17 protein-coding genes are annotated in these 16,834 nt (G+C 64.4%); 15 read left to right on the forward strand and 2 right to left on the reverse strand.

Annotation, left to right across the window (positions count from 1 at the left end; all coding sequences use genetic code 11):
* Positions 1-207: 207 nt before the first annotated feature.
* Complete coding sequence (locus G3N59_RS03675) at positions 208-1,149, forward strand: CysB family HTH-type transcriptional regulator (RefSeq protein ID WP_205981193.1); 942 nt, start codon at positions 208-210, stop codon at positions 1,147-1,149.
* A 119-nt stretch (positions 1,150-1,268) separates the two neighbouring features.
* Positions 1,269-2,447, forward strand: a complete 1,179-nt coding sequence (locus G3N59_RS03680; RefSeq protein ID WP_205981194.1) for an ABC transporter substrate-binding protein — start codon at positions 1,269-1,271, stop codon at positions 2,445-2,447.
* A gap of 7 nt (positions 2,448-2,454) precedes the next feature.
* On the opposite strand, the gene G3N59_RS03685 is transcribed toward G3N59_RS03680, so the two are convergent.
* On the reverse strand, positions 2,455-2,673 hold the full coding sequence (locus G3N59_RS03685; RefSeq protein WP_205981195.1) for a hypothetical protein: 219 nt from the start codon (positions 2,671-2,673) through the stop codon (positions 2,455-2,457).
* Between the two features lie 257 nt (positions 2,674-2,930).
* Between G3N59_RS03685 and G3N59_RS03690 the strand changes: the two genes are divergently transcribed.
* Both G3N59_RS03690 and G3N59_RS03695 read left to right on the forward strand, forming a co-directional pair.
* On the forward strand, positions 2,931-3,584 hold the full coding sequence (locus G3N59_RS03690; protein ID WP_205981196.1) for a protein-L-isoaspartate O-methyltransferase: 654 nt from the start codon (positions 2,931-2,933) through the stop codon (positions 3,582-3,584).
* 50 nt (positions 3,585-3,634) lie between these two features.
* A complete protein-coding gene (locus tag G3N59_RS03695) occupies positions 3,635-3,958 on the forward strand; it encodes a rhodanese-like domain-containing protein (protein WP_205981197.1) in 324 nt (107 codons plus the stop codon).
* 81 nt (positions 3,959-4,039) lie between these two features.
* Here G3N59_RS03695 and G3N59_RS03700 read toward each other — a convergent pair whose 3' ends face one another.
* Entirely contained in the window at positions 4,040-5,359 is a 1,320-nt protein-coding gene (locus tag G3N59_RS03700; RefSeq protein WP_241023168.1) for an aspartate aminotransferase family protein, read from the reverse strand.
* Between the two features lie 450 nt (positions 5,360-5,809).
* Here G3N59_RS03700 and urtA point away from each other — a divergent pair, with 450 nt between their 5' ends.
* The 11 genes from urtA (at position 5,810) to G3N59_RS03755 (ending at position 16,778) form a co-directional block, all read left to right on the forward strand.
* Entirely contained in the window at positions 5,810-7,114 is a 1,305-nt protein-coding gene (urtA, locus tag G3N59_RS03705) for an urea ABC transporter substrate-binding protein (protein ID WP_205981199.1), read from the forward strand.
* Between the two features lie 161 nt (positions 7,115-7,275).
* Positions 7,276-8,925, forward strand: coding sequence for an urea ABC transporter permease subunit UrtB (urtB, locus tag G3N59_RS03710; protein ID WP_205981200.1), 1,650 nt, complete (start codon positions 7,276-7,278; stop codon positions 8,923-8,925).
* Between the two features lie 2 nt (positions 8,926-8,927).
* A complete protein-coding gene (gene urtC, locus G3N59_RS03715) occupies positions 8,928-10,106 on the forward strand; it encodes an urea ABC transporter permease subunit UrtC (protein WP_205981201.1) in 1,179 nt (392 codons plus the stop codon).
* Positions 10,107-10,189: 83 nt separating this feature from the next.
* Positions 10,190-10,975 (forward strand): urea ABC transporter ATP-binding protein UrtD, encoded by a 786-nt coding sequence (gene urtD, locus G3N59_RS03720; RefSeq protein ID WP_241023189.1) that lies wholly within the window; start codon positions 10,190-10,192, stop codon positions 10,973-10,975.
* Between the two features lie 37 nt (positions 10,976-11,012).
* Complete coding sequence (urtE, locus tag G3N59_RS03725; RefSeq protein ID WP_205981203.1) at positions 11,013-11,708, forward strand: urea ABC transporter ATP-binding subunit UrtE; 696 nt, start codon at positions 11,013-11,015, stop codon at positions 11,706-11,708.
* A gap of 126 nt (positions 11,709-11,834) precedes the next feature.
* Positions 11,835-12,752, forward strand: coding sequence for an urease accessory protein UreD (locus G3N59_RS03730; protein ID WP_205981204.1), 918 nt, complete (start codon positions 11,835-11,837; stop codon positions 12,750-12,752).
* Between the two features lie 320 nt (positions 12,753-13,072).
* A complete protein-coding gene (gene ureA / locus G3N59_RS03735) occupies positions 13,073-13,375 on the forward strand; it encodes an urease subunit gamma (RefSeq protein ID WP_205981205.1) in 303 nt (100 codons plus the stop codon).
* A gap of 17 nt (positions 13,376-13,392) precedes the next feature.
* Positions 13,393-13,698 carry an urease subunit beta gene (locus G3N59_RS03740; RefSeq protein ID WP_205981206.1) on the forward strand — a complete coding sequence of 102 codons (306 nt, stop codon included), beginning with the start codon at positions 13,393-13,395 and terminating at the stop codon, positions 13,696-13,698.
* Positions 13,699-13,741: 43 nt separating this feature from the next.
* Entirely contained in the window at positions 13,742-15,448 is a 1,707-nt protein-coding gene (ureC, locus tag G3N59_RS03745; RefSeq protein WP_205981207.1) for an urease subunit alpha, read from the forward strand.
* Between the two features lie 18 nt (positions 15,449-15,466).
* Positions 15,467-16,102: an urease accessory protein UreE gene (ureE, locus tag G3N59_RS03750; RefSeq protein WP_205981208.1), complete on the forward strand. Its 636-nt coding sequence runs from the start codon at positions 15,467-15,469 to the stop codon at positions 16,100-16,102.
* Positions 16,089-16,778, forward strand: coding sequence for an urease accessory protein UreF (locus G3N59_RS03755; RefSeq protein WP_205981482.1), 690 nt, complete (start codon positions 16,089-16,091; stop codon positions 16,776-16,778). Before ureE ends, G3N59_RS03755 begins: the two co-directional genes overlap by 14 nt.
* Positions 16,779-16,834 lie beyond the last annotated feature (56 nt).

Here is a 16,834-nt window from a genome sequence, read left to right on the forward strand (position 1 = left end):
CAGCGTTCCGGTTACGCCGCGTTCTCCGACTTCGACTTAGCTAGTTCTGGTCCTGCTTCCTGGCAACGGGCCGGCGCCTTCAAGTCGCCGGTCATTTGCTAATGACCAAAACAGATATCCATATTGGAAAAGTTGGGGAAATGGTAATAAACTCGCCTTATATTTCAAACGATCTAAAAATCAGGTTGATATGCCAAGGGGTTATATATGAACCTCCACCAGTTCCGCTTCGTGCGCGAGGCCGTGCGCCAGAACTTCAATCTCACCGAAGCGGCCAAGGCACTGTATACAAGCCAGCCAGGCGTTTCGAAGGCGATCATCGAGCTGGAGGACGAATTAGGGGTCGAAATCTTCACGCGTCACGGCAAGCGTGTGCGCTCGCTCACGGAACCGGGCCGGATCATCCTCGCCTCGGTGGAGCGTATTCTGCAGGAAGTGGAGAGCCTCAAGCGGGTTGGCAAGGACTACGCGGCCCAGGATCAAGGCAACCTCGTGATCGCCGCCACCCATACGCAGGCGCGCTACTCGCTGCCGGCGGCCATCGCCGAATTCAAGCGGCGCTTCCCGAAGGTGCATCTGTCGATCCTGCAAGGCAGCCCCACGCAGGTCGCGGAAATGGTGCTGCACGATCAGGCCGATCTCGCGATCGCAACCGAAGCCATCTCCAACTATAAGGAACTGGTTTCGCTACCCTGCTTCACCTGGCACCACGTCGCGGTGATGCTGCCCGATCACCCGCTGCTCGAGCGCAAGCCGCTTTCGCTCGACGATCTGGCCCAATATCCACTGATCACCTACGACAACGCGTTCGCGGGCCGCACCAAGATCAACGAGGCGTTCCGCCTGCGCGGTCTGTCCCCGGATATCGTGCTCGAAGCGATCGACGCCGACGTGATCAAGACCTATGTGGAACTGGGTCTGGGCGTAGGCATCATGGCCGACATCGCCTTCAACGCCGAGCGCGACCGCCATCTGCGCGCCGTGCCCGTGGGCCACCTGTTCGGCAGCAACGTGACGCGCGTGGCGCTCAAGCAGGGCGCGTATCTGCGCAGTTATGTCTACACGCTGGTCGAACTGCTCTCGCCGAGCCTGAACCGCAAGCTCATCGAGCAGGCGCTCAAGGGCGAGCACGAGAGTTACGAGCTTTAACAACAGTAAAAGCGCGGCCGGGCGCAGGCCCGGCGGCGGCCGCACACCGTTCGATGCAGCCGATGTACCACTAGATAACTAGAACACTTCTCGCTTTTTTCCTTCCTGGAGACCGCTGCATGAAGTCGTATCTGCGTCTGAGTTCGTCCCTGCGTCCGCTCGCGCTGGCCGCCGCCCTCGCGCTGGGCGCCGTCGCCCCCGCCGCGCACGCCGACCTGAAGGTGGGCATCGACCTGTCGAGCACCGGCCCCGCCGCCGCGATCGGCATCACCAGCAAGAATGCGATCCTGATGTGGCCCCCGACCATCGCCGGGCAAAAGGCCGATTACATCGTGCTCGACGACGGCTCCGATCCCGGCGCCGCCGTGCGCAACATCCACAAGCTGATCAACGAAGACCATGTGGATGTGATCGTCGGGCCGAATATCACGCCTGCGGCGCTGGCCGCGCTCGACCCCATCGCCGAAAGCAAAACGCCGATGATCACGCTCGTGGGTTCGGCTTCCGTGGTCGAACCGCAACAAGGCGCGCGCGTCTGGGCCTTCAAGATGGCGCAGACCGATGCCGCGATGGCCGACGTCATGACGCGCTACATGGCCGCGCACGGCGTCAAGACCGTGGGCTTTATCGGCTTCGCGGACAGCTACGGCGATAGCTGGCTCAACGAATTCACGAAGTTCGCGAAGGAACGCAATATCCAGATCCTGGCGACCGAGCGCTTCAACCGCACCGACGCAAGCGTGACCGGCCAGATCCTCAAGCTGATCGCCGCCAGGCCCGACGCCGTGCTGATTGCCGGCGCGGGCACGCCGACGGTGCTGCCGCAGCGCACGCTGGTGGAGCGCGGCTATAAGGGCGCGATCTACCAGACGCACGGCATCGCCACGCCCGAGTTCATCAAGCTGGGCGGCAAGGACGTCGAAGGCACGCTGTTCCCGACCCAGCCCGTTGTGGTCGCGCGCACCCTGCCCGCCGATCAACCCGCGCAGAAAGCCGCACTGGCTTTCGTGGACGCCTACGAGGCGAAGTACGGACCCGGCACGGTCACGCAGTTCGCAGGCGACGCGGCGGGCGTATATCCGCGTTTGCAGGATGCGGTTACGCGCGCGCTCAAGACCGCGCAGCCGGGCACGGAGGCGTTTCGCGTGGCGCTGCGCAGCGAGCTTGAGCACGCGCACGAAGTGGTCGTGCCCAACGGCATGGTCAACACCAGCGAAAAAGACCACGTGGGCCTCGACCAGCGCGCGAGCGTGATGGGCACGATCCGCGGCGGCAAGTTCGTTTATCTGGGGCAGTGAACGGGCTTCACCCCGGCTGACTGCGCGGCGCGCCTCGTGCAAACCGCGCCCCGCCGATCATGACGGGGCGCGTTTCGCTACGCGCCCCCCGCCCGTTTGCGCCAAACCACACCTCGTGCGCGGCCGTATCGACGCGAACCTGCACCACGGCGCTTGCGCCCATTCCCCAGCTTCGCCGCGTGATGGTGGACGCGGCGGCGAAATTCATCTGTATGACATTGGACATGCGGATTCCTTGCAGCGGGTTAAACACGCTGCCAGTTTCGCTGTCCGGGGCGCGGCGCGGTACTCATCCGAATGGCCAGTCGTGCGCCGCCCGATGCGCGTTTTCCCGTGCCGGCCGCAAGGCGCGCCGCAAAAACCCTTTGGTACAATCTCGCGGTTGCCTAGCACTGTTTTTATGCGACGTCGCGTCTGAATGGCGTCGCCAGCGCCGCGCCGGGCCCCTGCCCCGAATCCGCAAGAACCCAACGCCAAGTCACCATGAACATCGAAAAAGCGCGTTTCAACATGATCGAACAGCAGATCCGCCCCTGGGAGGTGCTCGACCAGGACGTGCTGAATCTGCTTTCGGTCGTCAAGCGTGAGCACTTCGTCCCCGCGGCCTACGCCGATCTCGCCTTCGCCGACCTTCAGGTGCCGCTGCCCAACGGCCAGCACATGATGCCGCCGCGCGTCGAGGCCCGCGTGCTGCAGGAACTCGCGGTGAAGAAGCACGAAAGCGTGCTGGAAATCGGCGCCGGTTCGGGCTACATGGCGGCTTTGCTCGCGCATCGCGCACAGAAGGTCGTGACGGTCGAGATCGACACCGAACTCGCCGAATTCGCCCGCGCGAACTTCGTCAAGAACGGCGTGCTGAACGCCGAAGTCGTGCAAGGCGACGGCGCACGCGGCTGGGCGGCGAATGCGCCCTTCGACGTGATCTGCGTCTCGGGCGGCCTGCCGGTCGTGCCGCAGGAACTGCTCGAACAACTGAAGGTGGGCGGCCGCCTGGCGGCGTTCGTCGGCAGCGCGCCGGTGATGGAAGCGCAGATCATCACGCGCATGGACGACAAGCAGTACCGCATCGCCAGCGTTTTCGAAACCTGGGTCGAAGCCCTCGAAAACGCCGTGCAGCCGTCGCGCTTCAAGTTCTAAAATCGGGTTTCACGCCCGCCGCGTCAACACTTCATCAGATTGAGTCTTTCATGCAGATCCTGACCGCCCCCGCCCTCGCCGAATGGCTCGCCGACTCGTCGCGCCCCGCGCCCATCCTGCTCGACGTGCGCGAGCCGTGGGAAATCGAAACGGCGAAGATCGACGGCATCGTCTCGATCCCGATGGCGCAGATTCCCGCGCGTAGCGAAGAACTGGACGACGAAGCCGAAGTCGTCTGCATCTGCCATCACGGCGCGCGCAGCGCCCAGGTTGCGATGTTCCTGGAATCGCGCGGCTTCACGAAGGTGTTCAATCTGCAAGGCGGCATCGACGCCTGGTCGCGTCAGGTCGACCCGAAGGTGCCGACTTACTGATCGCGGCACGATCCGCCGGATCACAACACGCAAAGGGCGCGGCTTGCACAGGCCGCGCCCTTTTTCATTGCGGGCGCGCCTTCAATCCACTTCGCGCAGCACCAGCGCGACGGTCGAAAAAATCTCCTCGATCTGCTTTTCGTCGACGATCAGCGGCGGCGAAAACGCCAGGATATCGCCCGTATAGCGGATCAGCACGCCCTTCTGATAACAGCGCACAAAGGTCTCGTAGGCGCGCGCGCCGGGCGCGCCTTCGCGCGGCTCCAGTTCCACGCCGCCCACCAACCCCAGATTGCGCACGTCGATTACATGCGGTTCGCCGCGCAGCTTGTGGATCTCGCGCTCGAAGATCGGCGCGCTCTGCGCGGCGCGGCCGAACAGACCTTCGCGCTCGTAGAGGTCGATGGTCGCGCAGGCCGCCGCCGCCGCAACCGGATGCCCCGAATACGTGTAGCCGTGAAATAGCTCGATGCCGCCAGGCGCCGCGCCCACGATCTGGTCGTGAATGCGCGCGCTCGCGGCCACGGCGCCCATCGGCACGGCGGCGTTGTTGGTGCCTTTGGCCATCGTCAGCAGATCGGGCGTGACGCCGAAGTAATTGGACGCGAACGGCGCGCCCAGGCGGCCCCAGCCGGTGATGACTTCGTCGAAGATCAGCAGGATGTCGTGCTTGTCGCAGATCTCGCGCAGACGCTGCAGATAGCCTTGCGGCGGAATCAGCACGCCGGTCGAGCCCGCCACCGGTTCGACGATCACGGCGGCGATCGTCGAGGCGTCGTGCAGCGCGCACAGGCGTTCGAGATCGTCGGCGAGATGTGCGCCCCACACGGGCTGGCCCTTCGTGAATCCGGCCTCGCGAATATTGAGCGTATGCGGCAGATGATCGACCGAGGGCAGCAACTGCCCCGAGTACATCTTGCGATTGGGCGCGATGCCGCCCACCGAAATCCCGCCGAAGCCCACGCCGTGATAACCGCGCTCGCGCCCAATGAAACGCGTGCGCTGCCCTTCGCCGCGCGCGCGATGAAACGCCAGCGCGATCTTGAGCGCCGTATCCACCGCCTCCGATCCCGAGTTCGTGAAGAAGATGTGCTTGAGATCGCCGGGCGTGTGCTTCGCGATCTTCTCCGCCGCTTCGAAGGCGATCGGGTGGCCCATCTGGAAAGTCGGCGCGAAATCCATTTCCTCGGCTTGCGCTTTCACCGCCGCGACGATTTCCTCGCGACAGTGCCCCGCGTTCACGCACCAGAGCCCGGCCGTGCCGTCCAGCACTTGCCGGGCGTCGTGCGACGTGTAGTACATCCCCTTCGCGCCGACCAGCAGGCGCGGCGCCCTCTTGAACTGCCGGTTCGCGGTGAAGGGCATCCAGAACGCGGACAGATCGGGCAGGCTGGCATTCATCTGCATCTCCTTGGGTTCGGTGAGCCTGGCATTGCACGGCAACGTCGTCAGCGCTTCGCGGCTGCGTCAGACAGACAGCATCGACTTTCAGTGTAGGCAGACACCCGCGCACATGCACATGCACAACGAAGCAGCGCGTCTGCACACCCGCATAAGCACTACGCATCGTCATGCACCGCGGCGCTTTGCGATGGCGCACTGCAACGATGCAACGCGCCCGAACATGCGTCCCGCTGCACCAGATTCGCCCGCCTTTTTGCGCCGCGCAGCACGTCATGCACAGCGTCCATGCCTTGCTGCTGCCGGTGTCGCGCTGATTCAAGTGACTGGCACAACCCTTGCAGTAATAGCCCCGCAACGCTGCAACACAACAAGGCAATACGCTGACTCGAACAGGCGGCGCATAACCAGATGCGCCACGACCATGACTTCACCCATAGGGGCAATGCAATGAAACGTCGCAGTCTGTTGAAATTCGGGACGATGTCGGGCGCACTCGCAGTCGCAGGGCGCGTGCCCTTCGCACACGCCGACACGGGCAGCGGCCCCATCAAGGTCGGCATTCTGCATTCGCTCTCGGGCACGATGGCGATCTCCGAGACCTCGCTCAAAGACACCGCGTTGATGACGATCTCCGACATCAACAAAAACGGCGGCGTGATGGGCCGCCAGATTCAGCCCGTGGTGGTGGACCCGGCGTCGAACTGGCCGCTGTTCGCCGAGAAAGCGCGCCAGTTGCTCACGCAGGACAAGGTGGCGTGCGTGTTCGGTTGCTGGACGTCGGTGTCGCGCAAATCGGTGCTGCCGGTGTTCGAAGAACTCAATGGCCTGCTCTATTACCCGGTGCAATACGAAGGCGAGGAAATGTCGCGCAACGTGTTCTACACCGGCGCAGCGCCCAATCAACAGGCCATTCCGGCGGTGGAATATCTGATGAGCGCCGAAGGCGGCAGCGCCAAGCGCTTCTTCCTGCTGGGCACCGACTATGTGTATCCGCGCACGACCAACAAGATCCTGCGCGCCTTCCTGCACTCGAAGGGCGTGAAGGACAGCGATATTCAGGAAGTCTACACGCCGTTCGGTCATAGCGACTATCAGACCATCGTCGCGAACATCAAGACCTTCTCGCAAGGCGGCAAGACCACGGTGATCTCGACCATCAACGGCGATTCGAATGTGCCCTTCTACAAGGAGCTCGGCAATCAGGGCATCAAGGCCACGGACGTGCCGGTGGTGGCGTTCTCGGTGGGCGAAGAAGAACTGCGCGGCATCGACACGAAGCCGCTCGTCGGCCATCTGGCGGCGTGGAATTACTTCATGTCGGTGAAGGGCGCGCAGAACACGAAGTTCAAGGATCAGTTCGAAGCCTGGGTGAAGACCAACAACCTGCCGGGCGGCGCGAAGCGCGTCACCAACGATCCGATGGAAGCGACGTTTGTCGGCATCCATATGTGGAAGCAGGCCGTGGAGAAGGCCAAGAGCACCGATGTCGACAAGGTTCGCACGGCGATGATCGGCCAGAGCGTGGCCGCGCCTTCGGGCTTCACGCTGACAATGGACGGCAATCACCATCTGCACAAGCCGGTGATGATCGGCGAAATTCGCGGCGACGGTCAGTTCAACGTGGTGTGGAAGACCAAAACGGCGATTCGCGCGCAGCCGTGGAGCCCGTTTATCGCCGGCAACGAAGGCAAGCCCGATGTCGTGACGCAAGACGTGCTGCCCGCATTCCTGCGCCGTTCGCGCACGGCATAACAAGCCGGCGATGTTCGATTGAAGCACCGGCGCTTCACGCATAGCGGCTTGCGTGAAGCGCGTGATCTGCCCGACGGGACGCGCGGCAGCGTACTTCGACTGCAGTTCGACTGCTGTTCGACTGCACCTTGCCGCGCGCCCCGCATCAAGAAGAAAACATCATGGCTCTCTCATTCTCGAGGTTTGCCCGCACGGGGCTGCGCCATGCGCTCGCCGCCGCTGCGCTCTTTGCGATGTTTGGCGCAAGCGCGCATGCGCTCGAAGCCGCCGATGTCGCGCCGCTCGGCGCCGATGACTTCGACGCGAAATCCGCGGCCATCGACAAACTCATCGCCACGCACGACGCTGCTTCGCTCGCACTCCTGAAGGCCTTATCGGAAGACAACGTCACCGCGACGGACGCCGGCGAAGTGCTGGTTCAGGACGGCACGGATGGCCAAAGCGCGCACGACGCCGCAACGGGCAAAGCCGTCGCCGCGAATGTGGCGGCCAGCGCGCAACCGATCACGCTCAACAACCAGTTGCGCTCCAAGGTCGCGGGCGCGCTTTCGGGCCTGCAACTCGCGGCGCCCGATGTGCAAACGCGCCGCGCCGCCATCGCCGAATTGCTGAAGAACCCCGATCCGTCGATGAAGCCGATGATCGACGCGGCCCGCGCGAAGGAAACCGATCCCGCGCTCAAGCGCCGTCTCGACACGCTCTGGGCCATGACGGCGCTGCACGACCCCGACACGGCGACGCGTCTCGAAGCCGCGAAGCTGGTCGCGGCGCGCCACGATCTGGACATGTACGAACTGCTGCGTCCGCTGGTTGCGAAGAACGCGAGCGGCGCCTTCAACGAACCCGATGCCGATGTGCGCGCCACCGCGCAGCAAGGCATCGAAGCGCTCGATTCGATCCAGCGCCGCAGCGAAATCTTCGGCACGCTGTTCGCGGGGCTGTCGCTTGGCAGCGTGCTGCTGCTCGCGGCGCTCGGTCTTGCCATCACCTATGGGCTGATCGGCGTCATCAATATGGCGCACGGCGAGTTCCTGATGATCGGTGCGTACGCAACGTATGTGGTGCAGACGCTGTTCCAGCGCTACGCGCCCGGCGCATTCGACTGGTATCCGCTGCTGGCTATTCCGGCTTCGTTCATCACGGCGGCACTGATCGGCGCGGTGATCGAGCGGCTGGTGATCCGCCATCTTTATGGCCGTCCGCTGGAGACGCTGCTGACCACTTTCGGCATCAGCCTGATCCTGATTCAGGCCACGCGCATGCTGTTCGGCGCGCAGAACGTGCAGGTCGAAAACCCCGCCTGGATGAGCGGCGGCGTGACCGTGATGCAGAACCTCATCCTGCCGTACAACCGGCTCGCGATTCTGGCGTTCTCGCTGATCGTCGTGGGCATTGCGTGGACCGTGCTGACGAAGACGCGCCTGGGCCTCTTTGTGCGCGCCGTCACGCAGAATCGCCGCATGGCCGCCTGCGTGGGCGTGCGTACTGCACGCGTCGATGCGTGGGCGTTCGCGTTCGGCGCGGGCATCGCGGGTCTGGGCGGCTGCGCGCTGTCGCAGATCGGCAATGTCGGGCCGGACCTGGGCCAGAGCTACATCATCGATTCGTTCATGGCCGTGGTGCTGGGCGGCGTGGGGCAGATCGCGGGCACGGTGATCGGCGGTTTCGGCCTCGGGCTGGTGTCGAAAGCGATCGAGCCGTTCTGGGGCGCGGTGCTCGCGAAAATCGCCGTGCTCGTGCTGATCGTGCTGTTTATCCAGAAGCGTCCGCAGGGGCTGTTCGCCCTCAAGGGCCGTAGCGCGGAGGCTTGAACATGACTGTCGCCACTTCCACTTCGCCGCGTCATACGCTCGGCGCGCACGACAGCGCCGCCGAGACCTTCGCGCTCGGCCTGCCCGCGCGGCCCGCCCTGCTCTCGCGCCGCGCGTGGCTTGCGCTGATCGCGCTCATCGTCGCGATGGGCGTGGGCGTGCCGCTGTGCGCGCTGGTGCTGCCGCAATCGAGCGCGCTGCACCTTTCCGCCTACACGATGACGCTCGTGGGCAAGCTGATGTGCTACGCGATTGCTGCGCTCGCGCTCGATCTCGTCTGGGGTTATTGCGGCATTCTGAGCCTCGGCCATGGTCTTTTCTTCGCGCTGGGCGGCTACGCCATCGGCATGTATCTGATGCGCGAGATCGGCCATGACGGCAAATACGGCAGCGATCTGCCCGACTTCATGGTGTTTCTCGACTGGCATTCGCTGCCGTGGTACTGGCAGGGCACGCAGCACCTGGGCGTCGCGCTGCTGCTGGTCGTGCTGGTGCCCGCCGTGGTCGCGTGGGTGTTCGGCTTCTTCACGTTCCGCTCGCGCGTGAAAGGCGTATATCTGTCGATCATCACGCAGGCCATGACCTTCGCCGCGATGCTGCTGTTCTATCGCAACGAAACGGGCTTCGGCGGCAATAACGGCTTCACCGATTTCAAACGCATCGCGGGCATGCCGATCACGCATCCGGGCACGCGTACCGTGCTGTTCCTGATGACCTTCGCGGTGCTCGTGCTCGCGTTTCTCGGGGCGCGCGCGATCGTCACCTCAAAGCTCGGCCGCGTGGTGACCGCCGTGCGCGATGGTGAGACTCGCCTCATGTTTCTGGGCTACAGCCCGCTCGGCTACAAGCTCTTTATCTGGACGCTTTCGGCCGTGCTGTGCGGGATTGCCGGTGCGCTTTACGTGCCGCAGGTCGGCATCATCAACCCGAGTGAAATGTCGCCGGGCAACTCGATCGAAATGGCGATCTGGGTGGCCGTGGGCGGACGCGGCACGCTGATCGGCCCGATCATCGGCGCCTTCGCGGTCAATGGCGCAAAGAGCTTTTTCACGGCCTATTTCGCCGAATACTGGCTGTTCTTTCTCGGCCTCATCTTCGTGCTGGTGCCGCTGTTGCTGCCCAACGGCATCATGGGCCTGATCGAAGCGGCGATGAAACGTCTCGGAGGCAAACGCGCATGAACGGACACGTTTTGCTCAACGACCCGCTCAATCACAACCCGTTCGACGAAGCGGACACGCTGACCGTTTCGGGTGTGGCCAGCATGGGCCATGTGGTGGAGCCCGGCGCCATCGACATCTCGCACGGCACGATCCTCTATCTGGAAGACGTGACCGTGAGCTTCGACGGCTTTCGCGCGCTCAACCAGCTGTCGCTCGCCATCGACGCGGGCGAGTTGCGCTGCGTGATCGGCCCGAACGGCGCGGGCAAGACCACGATGATGGACGTCATCACCGGCAAGACTTCGCCCGATTCCGGCAAGGTCTTTCTCGGCCAGACGCTCGACCTCACGCGCATGAACGAACCGTCGATCGCGCGCGCGGGCATCGGCCGCAAGTTCCAGAAGCCGACCGTGTTCGAGCAGCATCCGGTGTGGGAAAACCTCGAACTGGCGATGAAGGCCGATAAAGGCTGGTTCGCCACCTTGCGCGCGCGGCTCGACCGCGACGCCCAGGCGAAGATCGAGCAGACGCTGGAAATCATCCGGCTGGAGAGCGACGCGCGGCGTCTGGCGGGCGAGCTTTCGCACGGGCAGAAACAGCGGCTCGAAATCGGCATGTTGCTGATGCAAAAGCCGCAACTGCTGCTGCTCGACGAACCGGCCGCCGGCATGACCGACGACGAAACCATGGAACTGGCCGCCCTGCTCAACCGTCTGCGCGGCAGTTGCTCGATGATGGTGGTCGAGCACGACATGGAGTTTGTCGCCGCGCTGGCAGGCGAGACTGGCCGCGTCACGGTGATGGCCGAGGGCCGCGTGCTCGCGCACGGCACGCTCGACGAAGTGAAACGCGACGAAACCGTGATCGAATCGTATCTGGGACGCTAAATGCGTCACCACCGGATATCAACGGATATCTTTAGCCATGCTGAATATCGAATCGCTGAACCAGTATTACGGCGGCAGCCACATCCTGCGCAATGTCTCGATGACGGTGCCGCAAGGCGAACTGACCGTGCTGCTCGGCCGCAACGGCGTGGGCAAGACCACGCTGCTGCGCTGCCTGATGGGCGTGGTGCCGACCAAAAGCGGCACGATCGCCTGGGGCGAGCATGCGCTGACGAAACTGCCGACGCATGCGCGTGTCGCGCAGGGGCTTGCGTATGTGCCGCAAGGCCGCGATATTTTTCCGCGCCTGAGCGTCGAAGAAAATCTGCTCGTGGGTGCGGCGAGCAAAAAGCGCATGCCTAAAGGCGTGCCCGAGCATATCTACACGCTCTTTCCCGTGCTCAAGGATATGAAGGCGCGACGCGGCGGCGATCTTTCCGGCGGGCAGCAGCAGCAACTCGCGATCGGCCGCGCGCTGATGAGCGATCCGCAACTGCTGATTCTCGACGAACCGACCGAAGGCATTCAACCGTCGATCATTCAGGATATCGGGCGCACGCTGCGCAGGCTGGTGGAAGAGATGAATCTCACCGTGCTGCTGGTGGAGCAGTATTACGACTTCGCGAAGGCGATTGCGGACCGCTACTGGGTGATGAGTCGCGGCGAGATTGTGGCCGGCGGTGAAGGCGCGCAGATGGATGCGGATGGCGTGCGCGAGTTGATTGCGGTTTGAGGGGCCAGCGAAAAAAGGACTGCTACGCGCGCGCCGGCTTCCCGGCGCCTGATTTTCGTCCGATCGGCGCCCATTGGCACGCGTGCTATCCTCGCCACCTGTCCTAGCTTTCGCACTTCATCGCGCATGTCGCTCCACGAAGATCACGCCGCGCTCGCCAACACCACGTTGCGCAACATCGCCCCGCCGGAATGGGTCGCGAAACTCGAACTCGGCTTCGAGCTGCAGAAGGAAGCGCGCACTGCGCTCACGCACCGGCTGCACGTCGGGCCGTTGCGCGTGCAACGACCGCTCTACCCTGAAGGCGATGCGATCTGCCACGCGGTCATCGTGCATCCGCCAGCCGGCATCGCGGGCGGCGACCGGCTCGATATCGACGTCAACGTCGGCGATGGCGCGCATGCGGTCGTCACCACACCGGGCGCGACCAAGTGGTACAAATCGAACGGCCGCGTCGCGCGCCAGCGCATCGACGTGCGCCTGGGCGCCGGCGCGAAACTCGACTGGCTGCCGCAGAACAATCTCGTCTTCGATCACGCCCACGCCGAACTGGACTTCGCGCTGACGCTCGGCGAAGGCGCCACCGCCATCGGCTGGGATGCCATGCAGCTTGGCCGCCAGGCGGCGGGCGAGCGCTGGTCGGCGGGCATGGTGCGCTCGCTCACGCGCGTCGTGCGCGCGGGGGCACCTGACGCGACGCCCGAAGCCGAAGAACAACTGCTCTGGTTCGAGCGCGCCTTGATCGACGCCGCCGATCCCCTGCGCGACGCGCCACAAGGTCTCGCGGGCTACCCCGCTTTCGGCGTGCTGTGGGCGATAGGGCCCGCGTGCAACGACGCGCTCGCGCAAGACCTCGCCGCCACGCTGCCCTTCGACGATGCGCTGCGCTCGGGCGCAAGTTGTGTCGCGCCGGGCGTGCTGCTCGTGCGCGTGGTCGCCCGCTCGATGGAACCGCTGCAGAACACGCTGGCGCAATGCTGGTCGCAACTGCGCCCGTTCGTGCACGGCGTCAAGAGTGCGCCGCTGCGTCTCTGGACGACGTAAGCCCCACGCACCCACGCACCATCACGGCGCGCACCCACGCGCCGATGCACAACATCGCCTCACAAAAACGCCATTACAGTGCGCTCCAGCGCTGTAAATGGTGCATTCACGCTGTCCCCTTCATTGGCACAACCCTTGCTGTCAGCTTGCACTGATTCGCGCGTTTTGCGTGCGAGGCTGCAAGCTGGCCGTAACCTGGCTCCCGTAAGCTGATCTGGCGCAAATCCAGAGCGCGCGCGTACTCGCTTTGCATCAGCCTTGCCGCCCGCGCGCGAGAAAAGCACACAGCGATACACAGCGAACACCCAAGACCCAGAACGATGAAGCTCACGCCACGCGAGAAAGACAAGCTCCTGATCTTCACCGCCGCGCTGCTCGCCGAAAGGCGCCGCGCCCGCGGCCTCAAGCTCAATTACCCCGAGGCGGTGGCCTTCATCAGCGCCGCGCTGATGGAAGCGGCCCGCGACGGCAAGACCGTCGCCGAGGTCATGCACTACGGCACCACGCTGCTCACGCGCGACGACGTGATAGACGGCGTGCCCGAGATGATCCCGGACATCCAGGTCGAAGCCACCTTCCCCGACGGCACCAAGCTCGTCACCGTTCACCATCCGATTCCCTGAGCCGCGAGGAACCCACCATGATCCCCGGCGAAATGCTGATCGACGATGGCGAAATCGAACTCAATGTGGGCCGCGAAACCGTGACCGTAACGGTTGCGAACACGGGCGATCGTCCCGTGCAGATCGGCTCGCATTTCCACTTCTACGAAGTCAACGACGCGCTGGCGTTCGATCGCGAGACCACGCGCGGCTTTCGCCTGAACATCGCGGCAGGCACCGCCGTGCGCTTCGAGCCCGGCCAGGAACGCACCGTCGAACTGGTTGCGCTCGCGGGCGATCGCGCCGTCTATGGCTTTAGCGGCAAGGTGATGGGCCCGCTCTGAGCGGCACGCCTGCATCACGTTTCGAATTCATCAGGAATCCGATATGACTTTGAAGATCGGCCGCCGCGCCTATGCGGAGATGTTCGGCCCCACGACCGGCGACCGCGTGCGTCTCGCCGACACCGACCTGCTCATCGAAATCGAGCGCGACTACACCGTCTATGGCGATGAAGTGAAATTCGGCGGCGGCAAGGTGATTCGCGACGGCATGGGCCAGTCGCAGCGCCTGCACGCCGAAGTGGCCGACACCGTCGTCACCAATGCCGTGATCCTCGATCACTGGGGCATCGTGAAAGCCGACATCGGCATCAAGGACGGCCGCGTCTGGCGCATCGGCAAGGCGGGCAATCCCGACGTGCAGCCGGGCGTGACGATTCCGATCGGCGCGTCGACGGAAGTGATCGCGGGCGAAGGCCAGATCGTCACGGCGGGCGGCATCGACACGCATATTCACTTCATCAGCCCGCAGCAGATCGACGAGGCGCTGGCGAGCGGCGTGACCACGATGCTCGGCGGCGGCACGGGCCCGGCGACGGGCACCAATGCCACCACCTGCACGCCGGGTCCGTGGCATATGGAGCGCATGCTGCAGGCCGCCGACGGCTGGCCGATCAATCTGGGCTTTCTCGGCAAGGGCAATGTGAGCCTGCCCGAACCGGCGGAAGAACAGATCGCGGCGGGCGCCATCGGTCTCAAGCTGCACGAGGACTGGGGCTCGACGCCCGCGGCCATCGACAACTGCCTGAGCGTTGCGGACGCAACCGATACGCAGGTGGCGATCCACACCGACACGCTCAACGAATCGGGCTTCCTCGAAGCCACCGTGGGCGCGTTCAAGGGCCGCACGATCCACACGTATCACACCGAAGGCGCGGGCGGCGGCCACGCACCGGACATCATCAAGGTGTGCGGCGAAGCGAACGTGCTGCCCTCCTCGACCAATCCCACGCGCCCTTACACCGTCAACACGCTCGACGAACACCTCGACATGCTGATGGTCTGCCATCACCTCGATCCGTCGATTGCCGAAGATATCGCCTTTGCCGAATCGCGCATCCGCCGCGAGACCATCGCTGCCGAAGACATCCTGCACGATCTCGGCGCGCTATCGATGCTTTCTTCGGATTCCCAGGCAATGGGCCGTGTGGGCGAAGTGATCATCCGCACGTGGCAGACCGCGCACAAGATGAAGGTGCAACGCGGCGCGCTGCCCCAGGACAGTTCGCGCAACGACAACTTCCGCGCGAAACGCTATGTCGCCAAGTACACGATCAATCCGGCGCTCACGCACGGCATCGCGCATGAAGTGGGTTCGATCGAGCCGGGCAAATGGGCCGATCTGGTGTTCTGGGACCCGGCGTTCTTCGGCATCAAACCGTCCCTCATTCTCAAGGGCGGCATGATCGCGCTCGCGCAGATGGGCGACCCGAACGCGTCGATTCCCACGCCGCAGCCGGTGCATTATCGCGAGATGTTCGGCACGCGCGGACGTGCGCTCACGCAGACCTCGCTGACCTTCGTTTCGCAGCTTTCGCTCGATCTGGGCATGCCCGAGCGCTACGGTCTGCAAAAGCGTATCGTGGCGGTACGCAACTGCCGCAACGTCACGAAAGCCGACATGATCCACAACGCGTGGCAGCCGTCGATCAGCGTCGATCCCGAGACCTATCAGGTCGTCGCCGATGGACAATTGCTCACCTGCGAACCCGCCACGGTCCTGCCGATGGCGCAACGCTATTTCCTGTTCTGACGATTTTGAAGTTCTGATATGCGCACGATCGACAAACGACTCACTGCAAAGCTCGCGAACGTGCTGGTCAAGCGCGCGCCCACGCTCACGCTGCCGTACGACATGCGCTGCAAGAGCCGCTTCGCGGCCACGCTCGATAGTGGCGAAGAAGTCGGCATCGTGCTGCCGCGCGGCACGATCCTGCGCGAAGGGGACATGCTGGTCGCCGACGATGGCGGTCTCGTGCGCGTGATCGCGGCCGCGCAAAGCGTGCTGCGCGTGCGCGCGCACGAGCGCCTCACGCTCACGCGCGCCGCCTATCACCTGGGCAACCGCCACACGCCCGTGGAAGTGGGCACGGATGAACTGAAGCTCGAAGCCGATCCCGTGCTGGAAGACATGCTCAAGCGCCTGGGCGCGCAGGTCGAGCGCGCGGAGTTGCCGTTCCAGCCCGAAGCGGGCGCGTACGGCGGCGGTCATCGGCATGGCCACGACGAAACCTTTGCCGAAGACTACGCGCTCGCGCAGCGCGTGTTCGACGAGCATCACGGGCACGCGCACGATCACGCACACTCGCACGATCATTCGCACGACCACGCGCATGACCACGACTGCGGGCACGACCACGCGCACTGCGACGGCCACGCGCACGATCACAGCCATGAACATCGCTGAACTCACCGCGCTGCTGCATCTGGCCTCGCCGGCCTTGCCGATTGGCGCGTTCAGCTACTCGCAGGGTCTGGAAGCGGCCATCGACATCGGCATGATCGCCAATGCCGACGATGCCGCGCACTGGATCGCCAACGGTCTGACCAACGTGCTCGCGCCCGGCGAGTTGCCCTACCTCGCGCATCAGATCGAACGCTGGCGCACGCACGATGCCGAAACCACCCAGGCGCTGATCGACGCCAACGCGGAATTCATCGCCAGCCGCGAATCGGCGGAATTGCGTCGCGAGACCGCGCAGATGGGCTGGTCGCTGCGTCAGTTGTGCGCGCAACTGGAATGGGGCGATGCCACGCGGCGCGCCACGCTCGAACGCATGACGCCGATCGCGCAGCCCACCGCTTTCGCATTCGCGGCCTGGGCGCACGAGGCCTCCACCGAGGCGACGCTCGCGGCCTACGCCTTCAGCTGGGTCGAGAACCAGACGGCTGCGGCGCTGAAGGCCGTGCCGCTCGGCCAGCTTGCGGGCCAGCGCATCGTGGTCGCGCTGCGGCCTCGCATCGAAGACGCCGTGGCCCGCGCGCTCGCCACGCCGCCCGCGTCGATCAATACCTTTGCGCCGCAACTCGGCATCCTGTCCGCGCGGCACGAATCGCAGTATTCGCGGCTATTCCGCTCCTGACGCAACTGACCGCAACTGACGCACTGACGCAACCGACCTCATCCGCATCGCACGAC

Source organism: Paraburkholderia sp. Ac-20340, assembly GCF_017104965.1.
Taxonomy (GTDB): Bacteria; Pseudomonadota; Gammaproteobacteria; order Burkholderiales; family Burkholderiaceae; genus Paraburkholderia.